15 protein-coding genes are annotated in these 16,464 nt (G+C 70.5%); 5 read left to right on the plus strand and 10 right to left on the minus strand.

The window, feature by feature from the left end; genetic code table 11:
- Positions 1–28: 28 nt before the first annotated feature.
- The 4 genes from DVK07_RS00305 to DVK07_RS00320 all read left to right on the plus strand — a co-directional run bounded on the left by DVK07_RS00305 (position 29) and on the right by DVK07_RS00320 (position 4,512).
- A complete protein-coding gene (locus tag DVK07_RS00305) occupies positions 29–331 on the plus strand; it encodes a hypothetical protein (protein ID WP_121595187.1) in 303 nt (100 codons plus the stop codon).
- A gap of 83 nt (positions 332–414) precedes the next feature.
- Positions 415–1,605, plus strand: a complete 1,191-nt coding sequence (locus DVK07_RS00310) for a hypothetical protein (RefSeq protein WP_121595188.1) — start codon at positions 415–417, stop codon at positions 1,603–1,605.
- Between the two features lie 112 nt (positions 1,606–1,717).
- On the plus strand, positions 1,718–3,655 hold the full coding sequence (locus DVK07_RS00315) for an ABC transporter substrate-binding protein (protein ID WP_121595189.1): 1,938 nt from the start codon (positions 1,718–1,720) through the stop codon (positions 3,653–3,655).
- Entirely contained in the window at positions 3,652–4,512 is an 861-nt protein-coding gene (locus DVK07_RS00320) for a phosphatase PAP2 family protein (RefSeq protein WP_121595190.1), read from the plus strand. The genes DVK07_RS00315 and DVK07_RS00320 overlap by 4 nt, the downstream gene beginning before the upstream one ends.
- A gap of 24 nt (positions 4,513–4,536) precedes the next feature.
- Here the strand turns inward: DVK07_RS00320 and DVK07_RS00325 are convergent, their stop codons facing one another.
- Complete coding sequence (locus DVK07_RS00325; RefSeq protein WP_121595191.1) at positions 4,537–5,196, minus strand: DsbA family protein; 660 nt, start codon at positions 5,194–5,196, stop codon at positions 4,537–4,539.
- A 123-nt stretch (positions 5,197–5,319) separates the two neighbouring features.
- Between DVK07_RS00325 and thiD the strand changes: the two genes are divergently transcribed.
- Entirely contained in the window at positions 5,320–6,171 is an 852-nt protein-coding gene (gene thiD / locus DVK07_RS00330) for a bifunctional hydroxymethylpyrimidine kinase/phosphomethylpyrimidine kinase (protein WP_121595192.1), read from the plus strand.
- 490 nt (positions 6,172–6,661) lie between these two features.
- Here the strand turns inward: thiD and DVK07_RS00335 are convergent, their stop codons facing one another.
- The 9 genes from DVK07_RS00335 to DVK07_RS00370 form a co-directional block, all read right to left on the minus strand.
- Complete coding sequence (locus DVK07_RS00335) at positions 6,662–7,459, minus strand: ZIP family metal transporter (protein WP_121595193.1); 798 nt, start codon at positions 7,457–7,459, stop codon at positions 6,662–6,664.
- Positions 7,460–7,550: 91 nt separating this feature from the next.
- Positions 7,551–7,709, minus strand: coding sequence for a hypothetical protein (locus tag DVK07_RS22585; protein WP_158603119.1), 159 nt, complete (start codon positions 7,707–7,709; stop codon positions 7,551–7,553).
- Positions 7,706–8,302 (minus strand): hypothetical protein, encoded by a 597-nt coding sequence (locus DVK07_RS00340; RefSeq protein ID WP_121595194.1) that lies wholly within the window; start codon positions 8,300–8,302, stop codon positions 7,706–7,708. The genes DVK07_RS22585 and DVK07_RS00340 overlap by 4 nt, the downstream gene beginning before the upstream one ends.
- Positions 8,302–9,405: a signal peptidase I gene (locus DVK07_RS00345; protein WP_121595195.1), complete on the minus strand. Its 1,104-nt coding sequence runs from the start codon at positions 9,403–9,405 to the stop codon at positions 8,302–8,304. Before DVK07_RS00345 ends, DVK07_RS00340 begins: the two co-directional genes overlap by 1 nt.
- Positions 9,405–10,661: a SipW-dependent-type signal peptide-containing protein gene (locus DVK07_RS00350; RefSeq protein ID WP_121595196.1), complete on the minus strand. Its 1,257-nt coding sequence runs from the start codon at positions 10,659–10,661 to the stop codon at positions 9,405–9,407. The genes DVK07_RS00345 and DVK07_RS00350 overlap by 1 nt, the downstream gene beginning before the upstream one ends.
- Entirely contained in the window at positions 10,658–11,446 is a 789-nt protein-coding gene (locus DVK07_RS00355; protein WP_121595197.1) for a hypothetical protein, read from the minus strand. Before DVK07_RS00355 ends, DVK07_RS00350 begins: the two co-directional genes overlap by 4 nt.
- 216 nt (positions 11,447–11,662) lie before the next feature.
- Complete coding sequence (locus DVK07_RS00360; RefSeq protein WP_121595198.1) at positions 11,663–13,372, minus strand: SipW-dependent-type signal peptide-containing protein; 1,710 nt, start codon at positions 13,370–13,372, stop codon at positions 11,663–11,665.
- 139 nt (positions 13,373–13,511) lie between these two features.
- Complete coding sequence (locus DVK07_RS00365) at positions 13,512–14,837, minus strand: choice-of-anchor W domain-containing protein (RefSeq protein ID WP_121595199.1); 1,326 nt, start codon at positions 14,835–14,837, stop codon at positions 13,512–13,514.
- Between the two features lie 121 nt (positions 14,838–14,958).
- Positions 14,959–16,458: a VWA domain-containing protein gene (locus DVK07_RS00370; RefSeq protein ID WP_121595200.1), complete on the minus strand. Its 1,500-nt coding sequence runs from the start codon at positions 16,456–16,458 to the stop codon at positions 14,959–14,961.
- Positions 16,459–16,464 lie beyond the last annotated feature (6 nt).

Consider the following 16,464-nt stretch of genomic DNA (forward strand, 5'->3'; position numbering starts at 1 on the left):
CTATATCCGCCGCGCCGAAACGGGCGGTATGGACGATCGGCTCGAACGCGTCATCCGCCAGCAGCTCCGGAAGGCGGGCAAGCAGTTCGAGGAGGCCAGACGCGCCTACGCCGAGGGCCGCGACGACCCCGAGGGCGACGCGGCCGCGGCGGCGCGGTTCGACCTCCCGACCGACGACGCCGGGCGCGCCCGCATCGTCTGCCGCCGCCACGCCGAGCGTCGGACCGTGCCGGTCGACGCCGAGGGGCGACCGGCCTGCTTCGAGTCGGGTCACCCCGACTGCGAGGGGTGCGCCGAGGACGTCCGCGACGGGGTCGTCGAGACGTGGTGACCGCCGCGATCCGCGGGATACTTCGGCGGTAGCGCGGCGGTTCCACCCGAACACGTTTGTTTCCCGGCCCTCTGGTGAGGCGCATGAAGCGGGTCGCGGTCGTCGTCGCCCTCCTCCTCGTGGTCGGGGTCGGCCTCGTCCTCTCCGGGTTCTTCGCCGGTGTCGCCGAGGAGCCGACGGTCGACGACGTGGCGGACGACCGCCTCATCGCGGTCGACGGCGACTACCGGCTCTGGCCGTACACCAGCCGAACCAGGACCGTCGAGGGGCGGACGCTCGCGATCAACGTGGTGTTCCACGCCGACGCGGCGGCGACGCGGGCGGCCATCGAGGGCGACCCGGGCGCCGACTGGGAGGAGACCGAACCAGGGGAGGCCGCGGCGACCGCCGGCGACGATCAGGTCCGGGAGTTCGTCGGGCGCGACTGGCGGGACGCGCACAGCTCGCTCCGCTACTCGTACGTCGAGGGGCCGACCGGCGGGGTCTGGCTGACCGAGACGTTCGAGCTCCACGACGGGGCGTACCTCGGGGTCCGCGACCACCTCCGCGCGTACGAGTCCCCCGACGGGGCCTACACTGCGGTCCAGGCCCACGAGGAGTACTACGACTGGTTCCGGCTCCGACACACCGTCCCCGACATCGACGCGCCCGCGACGCGGCTGGAGGACGATTTCATCGATTCGGGCCGCGCGACCGACGTCCGCCGTGAGTATCGCGGCATCGACGGCGGCCGCAGCGACGGCTGGCTCTCGGTGATCGAACTGGCGGCGACCGCGGCGCTCGCCGGCGCGCTGCTCCGGCGACGGACCCGCGAGGCGGCCGCCGACCTCCTCGGCCGGCTCCGGACCGACGCGGAGCGACACGCCGCGGCCGCGACGCTGGGGCTCGCGCTCGGCGTCGTCCTCGTCGGCGTCCGCTTCGCGGGCGTGACGCTGGAGACGGCGCTGCCGGGCGTGTCGCCGAAGGCGATCGCGGCGCCGCTGTACCTCGTCCTCGCGATCGGGCTGCCCGCGCTGGTCGTCTGGCGCGCGCCGCGGTCGGATCCGGGGGCGGCCTCGGTCGCCGTCGTCGTCGGCCTCGGCGGCGGCTTCGTCGCCGACTTCGCGGCGCTCGGGGTGGCGGTCCCGCCCGACCTCATCGTCCACCGGGTGGCGCTGCTCGCCGGGCTCGGCGTCGTCGCGATCGGGCGGGCGGCCGCGGACCGACCGATCGCCGTCGTCGGACTGCTGGCGTGGGCGATCGGGCTCGCGCTCCCGCTGGCGGACGTGATCTGATGCGGTCGATCCGGCCGCGTGCGAGGGATCGCGTCGGCGCGACGGACCCCTCGGCGCGGCGACGGCACAGAAAAGATATATCCGGCGACTGAAAACAGGGGGAAACGAACGGATGACGCGACCGATCAGTCGACGAGCGGCGCTCGCAGGGCTCGGCCTCGCGGCCGCCAGCGCCGGCTGCCTCGGTCGTACGGAGAACATCGCCGGACGGGACCCGCACTCGCAGCTGACCCTGGAGATCAACGCCACGCCGGCCGACGGCGACCCCAACGGGATCCGGATCGCGAGACAGCTCGAAGAGCACCTGACCGCGGTCGGCATCGACGTCCGACTCAACACGGTCGGACAGACCGACCTGTGGCGGAAGGTGCTCGTGAACCAGAACTTCGACCTCTACGTCGGGCAGTTCGTGGAGACGGAGCCGTTCGATTCGGACGCGCTGTACGGGCTGACGCACTCGCAGTTCGTCGCGGAGCCGGGGTGGCAGAACCCCTTCGGGCTCACGGAGATGCCGGTCGACGACCTGCTGGAGCGACAGCGCCGGGCGGCCGGGAGCGACCGGTCCGACGCCGTCGACGCGCTTCAGGAGACGGTGTGTGACCTCCAGCCCTTCTCCGTCGTCGCGTTCCCCGACGCGCTCACCGCCGTCCAGGGGGCCCGGTTCGAGGGGTGGACCCAAGACCGCCAGCCGGTGTCGGTCACCGGACTCCTCGGCCTCGACGCCGTCCCCGACGCCGACGCGGCGGGAGACGGGGGGTCGGACGGCGGCAACGCGACGGGGGACGACGGCAACGCGACGGCGGACGGCGGCAACGCGACCTCGTCTGCGACGGCGAGCGGCGCGGACGCCGACGGCGAGACCGGAACCGCCCTCCGGCTGGTGACGACCGACGACCGCATCACGGAGAACTGGAACCCGATCGCCGCCGAGTACCGGAGGTACGGCACGTTCACCGGCCTGTTGTACGACCCGCTCGTCCGCACGGACGGCGAGTCGACCGTCCCGTGGCTGGCGGCCGACTGGGAGCGCCCCGGGGCGAACACCGTCGACGTCGCGCTCCGCGACGCCCGGTGGCACGACGGCGAGCCCGTGACGGCGAGCGACGTCGCGTTCACCTACCGGTTCCTCCGAGACACCTCGCTGGGGAGCGTCGAGACGTCGGTGCCGACGCCGCGGTTCCGCGGGCGGAGCTCCCTCGTCGAGGACGAGCGGGTCCTCGACGACTCGACGGTCCGGCTCACCGTGCCCGACGTCAACGAGACGGTCGCCGCGCGGGCGCTCCGGGTGCCGATCCTCCCGGAACACGTCTGGTCCGATCGGACCGACGCGGCGACGATCGGGGGGTTCGAGTTCGACTTCGAGACGACGGAGGCGGTCGTCACGAACAACCCCGAACCGGTCGGGAGCGGCCCGCTGCGGTTCGTCGAGGCGACCGCCGGGGAGTCGGTCGTCTTCGAGCGCAACCCCGACCACTTCCTCGTCCGTCCGGCCCCCGACGCCGACGCGGAGAGCTCGGGGGAGACGACGGACCCGCGAGCGGGGGTCCCGCCCCGGTACCACGGGAAGCCGGCGTTCGACCGGCTCCGGGTCGAGGTGCTGCCGTCGGACATCTCGGCCGTTGAGTCGGTCGTCGAGGGGCTCGCGGACGCGACCGTCTCGAACCTCGGCCCCCAGTCGGTCCCGCGGATCGGCGGCTCGGACGACGCGCGGCTCGTGAACGGCCGGTCGGCGGCGTTCTACCACGTCGGCTACAACGTGCGGCGGAGCCCGCTGTCGAACCCGCGATTCCGGGCGGTCATCGCGCGGCTGATCGACAAGTCCGCGGTCGTCGACGAGGCGTTCGACGGGTACGCGCGGGCGGCGGCCTCCCCGCTCGCGGCGTCGCCGGACGCGGTCCCCGACTCGCTGGCGTGGACCGACGGGACCGATCCCGTTCACCCCTTCTTCGACGACGAGGGGTCGCTGGACGTCGAGGCCGCTCGGACGGCGCTGCGGGACATCGGGTATCGCTTCGACAGCGAAGGGCGGCTGCTCTCGCGGGCGCAATGAGTCCGTTCCTCTCCGTCCTCACGTCGGTCGTGGCGTGGGTCGGAGCGATGCTCGTCGTCGCGAGCGTCGCGGTGATCGGTCCCGCCCGGCTCCGTGAGACGTGGACCGACCTCCGCGACCGGATCTGGGACGCGCGCCGGGTCGTCGCGCTCGTCTGCGTGGTGCTCCTCGCCAGCGCGGTCGGCCGCCCGGCGCTGCTGAACGTCTCCAGGCTCTTCGGGATCCAGGTGACGGCGTTCATCTACGGGCTGGAGGGCGGCTTCGTCGCGTGGATCCAGGCGACGTTCGCGTCCCCCGCGTTGACCGCCTACTTCTCGCGGGTGTACGTGTACGGGTACGCGTTCCTCGTCGCGTTCCCGGCGATCGCGTACCTCGCGTTGCCTCGAACCGCGGATCTCAGGCGGCTGCTCGTCGCGTACGCGCTCAACTACGGGATCGGACTGGTCCTCTACACGCTGGTGTTCGCGCACGGCCCGCGGAACGTGATGCCCGACATGGTGACGCCGCTGCTGTTCACCAACCAGCCGGACGTGATACTGCTCGCGAGCGAGGTGAACGAGAACTCGAACGTCTTCCCGTCGCTCCACACCTCGCTTTCCGTCACCGTCGGGACGTTCGCGGTCCTGACCCGCGACGAGTACCCGCGGTGGACGGCGGTCGCGGTGCCGCTCTCGTTGTCGGTCGTCGTCGCGACGATGTACCTCGGCATCCACTGGCTCACCGATGTCGTCGCCGGCTTCGCGCTCGCGTTCGGCTGCGTCGCGCTCGCGTACCGGTTCGTCGACCCGCGGGACGACGCCGTCGCGTCGAGGAGCGACGCCGGAGGGGGGCGCCCCGAGCCCGGCGCGGACGACTGATAGGCGCTCTCGACCGTGTCGCGATCAGACCCCTTCGACGAGCCGTTCGAGCTGCTCCGGCGGGACCGCGCCCCGGGCGGCGTGGCCCTCGTACGCGAACGTCGGCACGCCGGTGACGCCCTGTCGCCGCGCGGCGTCGAACATGTCGGTCACGCGCTCGCGGAGGTCGTCGTCGCCGAGCGCCTCGTCGACGACGGCGGGGTCGAGCCCGTCGACGTCCGCCGCGATGTCGGCGAGCACGTCGCGGTCCCCGATGTCGCGCCCCTCAAGCCAGAGCGCGTCGAAGACGGCCTCGTCGAACGCGAGCCACGCGTCCGGCGCGGTCTCGCGCACGCGGACCGAGACGACCTGCGCGGGCAGCGAGTCGACGTCGGTCGCGAGCTCGAGCTGCATCTCGTCTGCGCCGTACTCCTCCTGAAGCCGGCGGACGTTCTCGCGCGCCTGCTCGTAGTACTCCTCGTCTTTGCCGGTGTCGGCGTCCCCGTCGATCTCGCCGTCCGGCCCGCGCTGGCCGGCGCGGAGGTCGAACGGGTGCCAGTCGATGTCGAGCGGCTCCTCGCGCGTCTCCTGATAGTTCGCGAGCGACCGCCGCCCGAGGAAGCAGAACGGACAGACGTAGTCGGAGTAGACGGTGATCGCCTCGGGCTTGTCGGCGCCGGACGCGGCGTCGGAGTCGGTTGCCATGCCGCCCGCTACGCCGCGGAGCCGAAAAGGTCGTTCGGCGACGGCAGGCGGTTGGCGGGACGATCTGCGCGGCCGAAGCGCCGGACCACCACCAATTAATATTATAAGGTTGTACCACCGCGTATGCCCGAGTACGACCCGGTCGACCCGCCGGTCGCGCTGACGGTCGCCGGCAGCGACAGCGGCGGCGGGGCGGGGATTCAGGCGGACCTGACGGCGATGCGCGCCCACGGCGTCTTCGGCGCGTCGGTCGTGACGGGGACGACCGCACAGCACACGCGCGGCGTCGAGGACGTTCACCCGCTCCCCGCCGACCACGTCGCGAGCCAGTACGCGGCGGTCGCCGACGACTTCGACGTCGGCGCGGTCAAGACGGGGATGCTGGCGACCGCGGAGATCGTCGCGCGCGTGACGGAACTGGCGGGGGACGCCGACGCGCCCCTCGTCGTCGACCCCGTGATGGTCGCGGCCACGGGCGACCGCCTGCTCTCGCCCGCCGCCGAGGACGCCTACGGGGACCTAGTCGCGGCCGCGACGCTCGTCACGCCGAACGCCGACGAGGCCGCGGTGCTGACCGGCGACCCGGTCGAGACCCCGGCCGACGCCGAGGCGGCCGGGCGAGAGCTCGTCGCGCTCGGCGCCGACGCGGCGCTGGTGAAGGGCGGGCACCTCGACGGCGAGTCGGTCGAGGAGGGCGTCGTCGTCGACACGCTCGTTCGCGCGGAGGGGGACGCGGGAGGGGGTGAGAGCGAGCCGACCGTCGACCGCTTCGAGACCCCCCGGATCGACACCGAGGCGACGCACGGCTCCGGCTGCGCGTTGTCGAGCGCGATCGCGGCGCGGTTGGCGCGCGGGGAGTCGATCCCCAAGGCGGTCGGCGCCGCGGTCGAGGAGATGACCGAGGCGGTCCGGCACGGCTACGACGTGGGCGAGGGTCCGGGCGCGGTCAACCCGACCGTGTTGGGTGGCGAGTGAGCCGTCGAATCGGGTGGTTGTTTATAAATGGATGACGGCAGGGTGAACGCCTCCAAAGCCCCGGCCGTTTATTTATAAACGGTTTTGGGAAGATCGGTGACGAACGCTTCCAAAGCCCCAGCCGCTTATTTATAAACAGTTTCGTGAAGATCCGTGATGAACGCTTCCAAAGCCCCAGTCGCGAGGACGCCGTACGCTCGCTGTGCTCCTCAGTCGCTCGTTTCACTCGCTCCCTGCGGTGCTTACGTCGCCTACGGCGTCCTCGCGACTGCCCCTTTGAGTCCCACCCCGCACCGCACAGCACCGCACCTCACGCCTCCCCAGCCTCGTCGGTGGTCCTCCGCTTCGCTCCGGACCACCGACTCCCTCGCGCGTGCTGTCTCGCGGCCTGTCGGCCGCTCGCAGGCACGCGCCACCGCGCCGTTCATTTATAAAAGATCGTCGCAGCCGGTCTCGGTCGTTTAAATACCTCGTCGCTGCCGTCGATCGCTTATAAATACGCGAGCGGGATCATCAGCGCGACGCCGAGCGTGACGCCGCCGACGAGGACCGGCTTGCCGCCGCGCGGGAGGTCCTCGCCCGTTTCGAGCGCCTCGGGGACGAACTCCGAGAGGACGAGGTAGATCATCGCGCCCGCGGCGAAGCCGAAGCCGTACGGGAGGAACTCGCGGGCGTACCGCACGAACGCGAAGGCGATCACGGCGCCGATCGGCTGCGGGAGGCTGGAGAAGATCGACCACCACACCATCTTCCACTTCGAGACGCCCATCGCCCGCAGCGGGATCGAGATGGCCGTCCCCTCGGGGACGTTGTGGATCGAGATGGCGACCGTCATGAACACGGCGAGCAGCGGGACCGTGAAGCCGAACAGCGCGGTGCCGCCCGACAGCCCGAGGTCCGCAAAGGAGACGCCGACCGCGATCCCCTCCGGGAAGCTGTGGACCGTCAGCACGCCGAGGATCAGAATTAGCTTCTTGAAGTCGGCCTCCTCGTACTCCCTGGGATCGATCTCGGCGTCCATCAGCACCTCGTGCGCGACGACGACGAGCGCGACGCCCGCGAGCATTCCGACCCCGATCTCGACGGGCGTCCCCTCCGCGAGCCCCTCTTGGACCAGTCCGAACAGCGATGCGGAGAGCATGATACCCGACGCGAACCCCCACAGCGCCACGTTCCCGCGGTCGCTGATGGTCTCGAAGAAGAAGAACGGGAGCGCGCCGATCCCGGTCGCCAGCGCCGTGATCAGCCCGGCGACGAAGACGAACGCGTAGGCGTCGAGGGCAATCATTCGTCGGCTGATCGTACGCCGGTACCGCTCATAACTCCGGCGGGCGCGGCCACCGGCTGAGAACCGCCTCCCGGCCGCGCCGTTTACGAGTTCACCCGAGCATCCGAACGACGCTGCCGAGGAACACGAGGAGAAGCAACGCGACGAGCAGCAACAGCGCGGTGAGTTTCGCCCCGGGGCCGGAGCAGCGCCCGTCGGACCGTGCGTCGCCCTTCCCGAGACGCTCCCGCTGCCGGCTCGGTACGGTCACGTTCGCGCTCCCTGGCCGGACCGCGACGGATCCGGGGAGTGACGAACCGCGACCGCGTCGACGTCGTTCGCGTCGGGCGCGGTCGACCCCTCGGCGGTCGCGTTCCCCGCCGGAGCCGACTCGTTCGTCACCGTCCCCTCACTCGGCCGGCTCGACTGGTCTCCCGTCGGATCGGTCGGTGTCGAATCGTTTTCGTCCGTCTCGGTTTCGTTCGTCACCAGCGCCGAGTCGTTTTCGTCCGTCTCGGTTTCGTTCGTCACCAGCGCCGAGTCGTTTTCGTCCGTCTGTGGGACCGTGGTGTTCTGTTCAGTGGTCGGGACCGTGGCGTTCCCGGCGGTCTCCGTGCCGTTCGCCGCCGCCGACGTCCCGTTCCCTCCCACAGCGGTCGTCCCGTTCTCGACCGGCACGGTCGCCACGGTGAACCCGCTCCCGCTCGACTCGTTGACCTCGCCCAGTTCCTCCGGCGTCTCGAACGTCGTCGTCACGTCGACGCTCGCCGAGAGGACCGCGACCGTGGCCCCGCCGGCGAACGCGACGCTCCACACCAACACGGCCAGCGCGACGAGCGCGACGAGCCCGCGGTTCGCGGGCATCAGTCCACCTCTCCGGCGGCGTCGGGGCGTGCTGTCGGCGTCCGTACCGGTGCCGACTCGTCCGGTTCCACGCGCTCTTCGCCCGTCGCGACCGCCGCCGAGTCCGTCTCGCCGGAATCCGCGTCGCTCTCGCCGGAATCCGCGTCTCTCTCGCCGGAATCCTCGTCGCTCTCGTCGGCTTCTGCGTTGCTCTCGGAGACCCCGCCGTCGGCGGCCGTTTCCGACGCGTCGCCCTCCGACTCCGACGCGGCGCTCTGAACGCTCCGGTCGAGTACGCCGCTCGCCGGCACCCACATCGCGAGCGCGCCGAACAGGAGCGTCGCGGTCGCCACAGCGACCGCGATCGCGGCGGCGCTCCGGAGCTCGAACGCGACGTACGCCGCGTACGGAGCGAAGACGGCGAGTACCGCCGCCGCGCCGCCGACCGCGTCGACCGAGACGCCACCGGAACCGCTCGCGGCGGTCGCTGCGGCCGTCGGGGCGAGCTCGGGCTCGGCTGCGAACTCGAACGCCGCCGTCTCGGCGTCCCCTCCGCCGACCGGCTCGCCGTCCGGATCGGCGGTCGCGGTGGCCGGCGACTCCGCGCCGTCGCGGCCACGGACGATCGACCAGACCTCGGTGACCGCGAGCAGGCCGAACGGGAGCAGCACCAGCGCCACGAACCCGACCCGGGTGCCCGCGAACTGGATCACGTACCCGATGTACGGGATCGTCAGCGTCACGACGCCGACGAGGCTCCCGGCCGGGACGAGCCCCGGATCCGGTCCCTCGTTGGCGTCGCCCATCGTCTCGAACGCGAGCGCCCCGCCCTCGTCGACCACGTCGATCACGCGGTGCGTCACCGGGACGTCGCTCGTGCCCCGAATGAACGTGATCACGTCGCCCTCGGCGATCGCGGCCGGGTCGCGGTCGGCGACGATCACCACGTCACCCGGCGCGATGGCGGGCGTCATACTCGCCGTGAGCACGACGAAGCTCTCGTCGGCGCCGACGACCTCGGGGGCCGCGTACGCGGCGAACGGCGCGACGAGCGCGATCAGCAGGACGATCCCGAGTACGTTCGCCGCGCGCTTCGTCCGTGGTGCTGTGAGTAGGTTTGTCATCAGTTCGCCTCCGTGTCGTCGTTTCCGCCCCCCTCGCCTCGGCCGACGCCGGCGTTCGCGGATTTGCCGTCGGGTTTCCCGGGCGTTCCGTTCCCCTTCCGGCCGTTTCCGCCGCTGTTGCCGGTCCCACCGCCGTTGCCGTTTCCGCCGCCGTTGCCGGTCCCGCTACCGTCGCCGTCACCGGTGCGGTCGTCGCCGTGCTCCTCTCCGCCGCCGCTGTCGTCGGCTCCGCCCCCGGCGCCGTCGCCGGCGCAGACGCTGACGGTGACGTTGCTGACCCCGTACCGCTTGCCGTTGTCGGAGTTCAGCGGCGCGAACACGATCTCACCCGTCTCCGGAGACGCCGGATCGATATCGACGGGATCGGGGTTCCGGTCCGGTCCGCCCTTGACAGCCACGGAGCACATGTCCGGCCCCGGGTTTCCGTCGGCGTCCCGAAGCCGGAACGCGACGCCGACGACCTCGCCGCCGTCTTTCGTCTCGACCTCGGTGATCTCGATCTCGTACGATCCCCCCTCATCAAACTGGAGCACGTCGCCGACCGCGGTCGACCCGCCGAAGTTCGCCGTGCCCAACTCGACGCACTCGGGGCACTCCGTCTCCGTCTCCCCGCAGACGACATCCGCGAAGGGGTTCGCCCCCGGGGCGTTCGCCTGCTCCTCCGTGACGTGGCGACACTGCTCGGCGTACAGCCGGAACGTCAGCTCGGTCGTCTCTCCGCCCACGTCGGGCGAGTCCGCCGGGAGATAGGGGGCGACCTCGACGACGATCGGGTCGCCGTCGGGGGCGGCCGCGAGGCAGCCGTCGTCGATCCGCACCCCGGTCGCGAGGAGGCGCTCGACCTCGACGAGCGGCCGGTAGCCGCCCGTCACCGACTCGCCGTCGACGACGACCTTGACTTCGAGCGCGTTCCCGAGCCGGTCGCCGTCCGGGCACTCCGTCGCGAGCCAGACCCGAACGGGGTTCGCCGACGCCCCGATCTCGAACCCCTCGGGCTCGGGGCGCCGGTCGAACGTCGTCCGATCGACCCCGAACGGATCGACGGTGACGGTCCCGTCCGTGGGTTCGCCGTTCACCGTCAGCCCGACCTCGCCGGCGCCGAAGACGTTGTTCGCGAACGTCTCCCGGTCCGAGAGGTACGCGCCCGTGCCCATCCCGCTCGCCATCCCGACGGCGCCGACGCCGCCGATCCCGGCGAGCAGCCGGCGGCGGCTCAGCCCGCTCGGGCGCCGTCCCGAATCGTCTCCGGGGGTCATTGTCCCACCTCGGTGGCGTCGCCGCCGGTCGCGTCGCTCATCGCGAAGGGGTTCCCCTCGGCCGAGCAGTCGTCGGCGGCGAACCGCACGTCGAAGTCGACGGCGCCGCCCTGTCCGGCGTTACCGCCCTCCCCGTCGAACTCCCAGGTGAAGGTCAGACAGCGGCGCTCCTCGGTCGTGAGACAGCCGTTCCCGAGCAGCGTGGGATCGAGTTCGATCCCCGTCGCCACCGGGTCGGCGTTGAGTTCCGCGAGCGTGCCGGCGGCGATCAGCTCGCCGTAGCCGGCGAAGTCGCTCTCGGCGCCCGCGCACGCGCCGACCCCGAGGAGGCCGGTGTCGTACCGGACCTCCAGCCGGATGCGGTCGGCGAGCGCGCGGTCGACCGCGCTCACGTCGGGGCCGTCGAGGGCCGGGCCGATCTTCAGCCACACCCGGACGCCGTCGGGCGCTACGCCCGCGGGGTCCTCCAAGCGGAGGCCCACGCTCGCGGTCCCGGTGTCGTGGGGCAGGGCGTTGTCGACGTCGACGAGACGGATTCCGGCCGCCTCGACGTCGTCTTCGGCGTCCGTCGGGCTCGAATCGACGACCGTCCCGTTCTCCCTCCGCCGCCAGCCGACGAGCAGGTCCCACGGCCGGTCGGTCTGCGCGTAGGTGTAGTCCGTGTACTCACCCCAGCTGTCCGTTCCCGTCGGCCGTCCGGAGGCGGCTCCGAGGGTCGCGAAGCCGACGGCTCCGGCGCCCGCGAGTGCCTCCCGCCGCGTAAGTCCTGATTCCTTCTGTGTCATTGTGTGTCGTCGCGGCTCCGAACGGCCGTGTCGTCGATGTGATCCCTCGTCTCTGCCCTCTCTACCGTCGCCGTAGTCGTATGTATACGCGTCATACCCGACCGGTCCGGTGACCGTACCCGGCGGTACGGGCGCCGTACCCCACCGCGCTCGCCCGATCGGTCCCGCCGTCGATCGGCTTCGACCGTCACGTCGCGATGGGTCCGAAACCCCCGATCAGGCCGGCAGCGACGGCCCGGAGCCGTCGTTGTGGCGCGCCTGTTCGGTGTAGAAGCCCAGATCGAAGGCGAGCGTGTCGCCCTGGATCTCGTTGCCCACGCCGATCGGGAGCTCCCACTCGAGTGCGACGCAGTGCATCACGCCGTCGCCGCGGAACGCGTCGCGGTCCGGGTCGTCCGCCGGGTCCGCGAGCTCGTCGTACAGCGTCGCGCGGTTGCCGTCGAGCGGGATCCCGTCCCCGTCGGCGAGCTCGGCGAGGACGTTCGCGAGCGTGTCCTCCATGATGACCTTCTCCTGCGTGGCCTGCGCCGCGAGGTTGCCGAACACCGTCGGGATGTTCAGCGGGTCGTCGAGGTCGTTGAAGAACAGCGGATCGCCGCCCGTCCCGCCGGCGGGGCCGGCCATCGATTGGAGCGTGCTCGCGCTGCCGTCGACGTTGATCGTGAACAGGTCGGTCGCGGGGCTCGGCGACGCCGCGCGGGCGTCGTCGGCCGCCGCGGTGGGCGAGGAGAACGTCGTCGAGCCCGTCCCGTTGAACGACTCGCCGTCCGAGAGGACGATGTTCTGCTTCGCGACGCCGGTCCGGCCGTTCGCGTCGAGTTCGGCCTGCGCGTCGTCGACGCCCTCGCCGATGTACGTGCCGGTTGCGATACCGCCGCCGCCCACGAACGGGTCGGGATTCCCGTCGCCGTCGAACGGAGTCGAGCCCGCGCCGCCGCTCACGACGTTCGCGAGCTTCTGCCGCAGGTTCGTCAGCGCGCCGTCGACCACGGACAGGTCGTCGGTCAGGGGCTGTAAGATCCCGGTCCGGGGTTCGTTGTCGCCGTTCTTCTCGCCGTCGAAGTACGCGACGCCGACCTCAACGTCCGCGTTCGAGCTCTGGAGGAAGTCGATGAACTGCCGGGTGCCGAGTTCGACGAGGTCGATCTTCGTCGTCTCGTCGTAGGTGCTCCCGTTGATCGTGATGTCGTCTTCGCTCACCACGCCGCCGAACCCGTCGTACAGCATCGAGCCCGAGAAGTCGAGCGTCAGCATGATGTCGACCGGCTCGGCCGGATCGTAGACGTTGTCGCAGTCCTCGTCGTACCAGAGCCGCGCCTCGATGGCGTCGCCGAGGTCGCCGAGGTTGTCCGGATCGACGAGCAGCTCGGGCTCGGTTTCGGTGCCGCCGTCGTCGTCGACGTTGGCCGCCTGCATCCAGATGTAGCCGGGGTTGTCACAGAGGTGGAGCGAGAAGGTGATCTCGCCGGAGTCGCCGGGCTTCACGTCGGTGAGCTGAACGAGCGTCTCCATCTCCTCGCCCGTGACCGGATCCGTCCCGAAGTCCGCCTCCGAGAGCGGCGGGATGTTGTCGCAGGTCAGCACCGGGAGGTTCGCGCCGTTGCTGTCCGCGTCGGTCTCGTCCGGGAAGTCGCTGTACTTGGACACCTCGCCGTCGATCTCGACGGACTGCTCGCCGTCGCCGTCGTGGTCCGGGTGCGCGCTGACGAACTGGCGGCCCTCGCCGAAGTCGTAGGTCTGTTGCCAGTCGACGAGCAGGTCGAGCTGGCCCGCGGTGAGGGTGTTCCCGTCGAACGACTCGGTGTCGTTGAAGTACGCCGTGGTGCCGAGGCCCGCGCCCGCCGAGGCCACGCCGACCGCGCCGAGGCCGGCCAGCACGGTCCGCCGCGAGAGTCCGATCGTGTCTATTTTTTCGTTGTCTGTCATGAGTGTAATGTCCCCGAAGGGAGTCCCACCGACGGAGTCGAACCGTCGTACGCCACGTGGGGGACCGCAGTCGCCGCGGTCGGGTGCGCCACGGACTGCCCGGAAGTCCCGGGCAGGTGCCGTGCGTACGGTTCCGGGCTTATTCGACGCTGATGTCGAACGCGACGCCCTCGTCGCTGCCGGAGTAGTCGCCCTGTACGTCCACGGTCACGTCTCCGGTGATCGTGAACGTGTTCGCGACGTCCGCGGCGTCGGTGTCGAACACGAGGTAGGTGACCTCGCGGTCGGGCCCGTCGTTCGACGCCGAGACCGCGTCGGGACCGCTGAGGGCGACAGCTGTGCCGTCGAGGTCGAGCGCGAGATTCGCGACCGAGACCGACGCCTCGTCGGCCTTCGTCGTGATTGCGAGCTTCCCGCTGGGTGCGGGGATCCCGCTCGCGACGTTCACGCCGTCGAGGGTGAACGAGGCGCTGCCGCTACCGTCGTACGAGAAGCTGAACGGAACGGTGTTCGTGGGCGTCCAGACGTAGTTCGCCGTGGTCGCGCTGCCGACGTCGGGGCCGACCGCGACCTCCCACGAACCCGAGGGACCGTTGTTCCCGAAGCGGCCGCGGGCGAAGGAGGTCTCCTGCTGGGTGGCGAACTCCTGCTGCTTGGCGAAGCCCTCGCCGGTGCGGGTCGTGATAGAGGGAACGCACGGGTTCGCCGTGCCGTCGTTGTGGCGCGACTGGACCGCGTGGAACTCGAAGTTCATCGTCAGCGAGTCCGACTGGATCTCGTTGCCGACCGTCGTCGGGATCTCCCACGAGAGGCACACACACGGGCCGGTGATGTACGACTCGCCTTCCTCGGGGTCGACGACCTCGGAGTACTCCGCCTGGTCGCCGGGCGCCATCCCCGGCATGCCGGTGCCGTCAAGCGGCGCGCCGCCGGTGATCGCCGCGATGACGTCGACGAGCGAGCCGGAGACGATCTCCCCGTCCGCGAGGGGTTCGCCGTCCTCGTCACAGTAAGCGAGACTCGCCACGATCGAGTCGCCGAGTTCGCCGAGATCGGGCGTGTCGTCGACGGCCGATTCGGGTTCGTTAATGCCGTTCTCCGCCTGCGAGAGGTCACCGCACGCCCACATGTACGAGGGGTTGTCGACGATCTCGAAGCAGAACTTCACCTCGCCGGAGTCGCCGGGCTTCACGTCTTCAAGGTCGTAGAACATTCCCGCGGGGGTGCCGTCCTGCTCACCGGCCGCCGTCTCGGCCTGATTCACTACCGTTCCGTCGCTGTCGTACGAGGCCTCGTAGTTGACGAACAAGTCGAGCGAGCCCGCGGTCAGGGTGTTGTTCTCGAACGTCTCCGTGTCGTTGAAGTACGCCGTGGTGCCGAGGCCCGCGCCAGCGGAGGCCACGCCGACCGCACCGAGTCCGACCAGCATCTTGCGCCGCGATAGTCCGATTTTGTCGTCGTTCATTGTGTATCATCCCCGAAGGGAACTCCCGGCGGCGGTCGCGAACCGCCGCGTCGGCCGCCCGAAGGCGCCGAGCCGGGAACCGGACGTGTCTCGTCGTCCGGGGCCGCGTTGCTCCGTGAAGCTAGTTCGAATTGCTCACGTTGCCGGTGCCGTTGGGTGCGGGACCGGGGCTGTTGCTCTCGACATCTGTCCCGTTGAACGAGACGTCCGGGTTGTCGTTGTGCCGCGACTGCTCGGCGTAGACGGCCAGATCGAAGCTCACGGAGTCGGTCTGGATCTCGTTGCCGACCTCCGCCGGGAGCGTCCACTCGAAGCCGATGCACTGGGTGGTCGCGCCGGGGTACGGCTGCCGACCCTCCTCCTGGCGGTTGCCGTCGAGCGCCTCGCCGTCGGCCAGCTCCGCGAAGACCTCGCTCATCGTGCCGGAGAGGATCTTCTGTTCGCCCTCCAAGACGATCTGCGCGATCTCGGCGTAGACGGTGTCGAGATCGGCCGGGTCGGGCGCGAGGAACGCGTCGTCCGGTGACGACGAGATGTCCTGAACGAGGCTGGCGTCGACGTTGTTGCCGAGCCCGATCCCGAAGATACGCGTGCCGGCGTTCTTGGCCGCGGTGGCGGCCGTCCGAGCGTCGCCGATGTTCTCGAAGCCGTCGGTCAAGACGATCATGACCTTCGAGGCGCCGGGCGTCGCGTTCGTTCCGCTGGTGAGTTCCGTCTGCGCGACGTTGATCCCGCCCGCGACGTTCGTGCTGCCGGACGCGGTGTAGTTGTTGATCGCGTTGATGACGTCCTGGTAGGTCGTCGTCAGCTCTTGGTCCAGCGACGCGCCGTTCGCGAACGAGATCGCGGCCGCCTCGTCCGGCGAGGAGAGGTTTCCGACGAAGCTCGTCGCGGCCGCCTTCAGCGCCGAGAGGTTCGCGCCGCTCATCGAGCCGGAGGTGTCACTGACCAAGGCGACTTCCAGCTCCTGCTGTTGGCCCGTTCCCGTGGGCTCGTACACGTTGTCGCAGTCCTCGTCGTACCAGACGCAGACCTCGATGGCGTCGGCGAGCTCGCCGATCCCGTCGGCGTCTTCACCCTCGTCTTCCAGTTCGGGCTCGGACTGGCCGTTCTCTAAGTTCTCGGTCAGCTCGCCCGCGAGGTAGAGGAACGCGGGGTTGTCACAGATGTGGATGCTGATGGTGACTTCGCCGGAGTCGCCGGGCTTCACGTCGTCGAGGGTGAACACCGGGATTCCGTCGCCGTTGACGAGGAACTCGTCCGCATCGGGCGAACAGAAGTCGAACTCCTCTCCCGTAACAAGGTCCTCCCACGCCTGCATGTCCGCAGGGCTGGGCGCCTGATCGAGCAGGTACCGCCCGTCACCGAGGTCCTCGGCGTCCGGGTAGCCCATGTCGACGACGTCGTCCAGGCGGCCGGGGCCGCCGAGGTACGTCGACTTGTAGTCGAGCTTGAGGTCCAGCTCGCCTGCGGTGAGCGTGTTGTTAGTGAACGACTCGGTGTCGTTGAAGTACGCCGTGGTACCGAGTCCCGCGCCCGCGGACGCGACGCCGACGGCGCCGAGGCCGGCGAGCACCTTGCGCCGCGAGAGTCCGATTGTGTCGTTTGTGTCTTGGCTCATGGTTTC

The organism is Halorubrum sp. Atlit-26R (assembly GCF_003666015.1).
Taxonomy (GTDB): Archaea; Halobacteriota; Halobacteria; order Halobacteriales; family Haloferacaceae; genus Halorubrum.

Coding starts and splice junctions, on each gene's coding strand:
- DVK07_RS00305 (WP_121595187.1), top strand. CDS start 29: ATGGACGATCGGCTCGAACGCGTCATCCGCCAGCAGCTCCGGAAGGCG.
- DVK07_RS00310 (WP_121595188.1), top strand. CDS start 415: ATGAAGCGGGTCGCGGTCGTCGTCGCCCTCCTCCTCGTGGTCGGGGTC.
- DVK07_RS00315 (WP_121595189.1), top strand. CDS start 1,718: ATGACGCGACCGATCAGTCGACGAGCGGCGCTCGCAGGGCTCGGCCTC.
- DVK07_RS00320 (WP_121595190.1), top strand. CDS start 3,652: ATGAGTCCGTTCCTCTCCGTCCTCACGTCGGTCGTGGCGTGGGTCGGA.
- DVK07_RS00325 (WP_121595191.1), bottom strand. CDS start 5,196: ATGGCAACCGACTCCGACGCCGCGTCCGGCGCCGACAAGCCCGAGGCG.
- thiD (WP_121595192.1), top strand. CDS start 5,320: ATGCCCGAGTACGACCCGGTCGACCCGCCGGTCGCGCTGACGGTCGCC.
- DVK07_RS00335 (WP_121595193.1), bottom strand. CDS start 7,459: ATGATTGCCCTCGACGCCTACGCGTTCGTCTTCGTCGCCGGGCTGATC.
- DVK07_RS00340 (WP_121595194.1), bottom strand. CDS start 8,302: ATGCCCGCGAACCGCGGGCTCGTCGCGCTCGTCGCGCTGGCCGTGTTG.
- DVK07_RS00345 (WP_121595195.1), bottom strand. CDS start 9,405: ATGACAAACCTACTCACAGCACCACGGACGAAGCGCGCGGCGAACGTA.
- DVK07_RS00350 (WP_121595196.1), bottom strand. CDS start 10,661: ATGACCCCCGGAGACGATTCGGGACGGCGCCCGAGCGGGCTGAGCCGC.
- DVK07_RS00355 (WP_121595197.1), bottom strand. CDS start 11,446: ATGACACAGAAGGAATCAGGACTTACGCGGCGGGAGGCACTCGCGGGC.
- DVK07_RS00360 (WP_121595198.1), bottom strand. CDS start 13,372: ATGACAGACAACGAAAAAATAGACACGATCGGACTCTCGCGGCGGACC.
- DVK07_RS00365 (WP_121595199.1), bottom strand. CDS start 14,837: ATGAACGACGACAAAATCGGACTATCGCGGCGCAAGATGCTGGTCGGA.
- DVK07_RS00370 (WP_121595200.1), bottom strand. CDS start 16,458: ATGAGCCAAGACACAAACGACACAATCGGACTCTCGCGGCGCAAGGTG.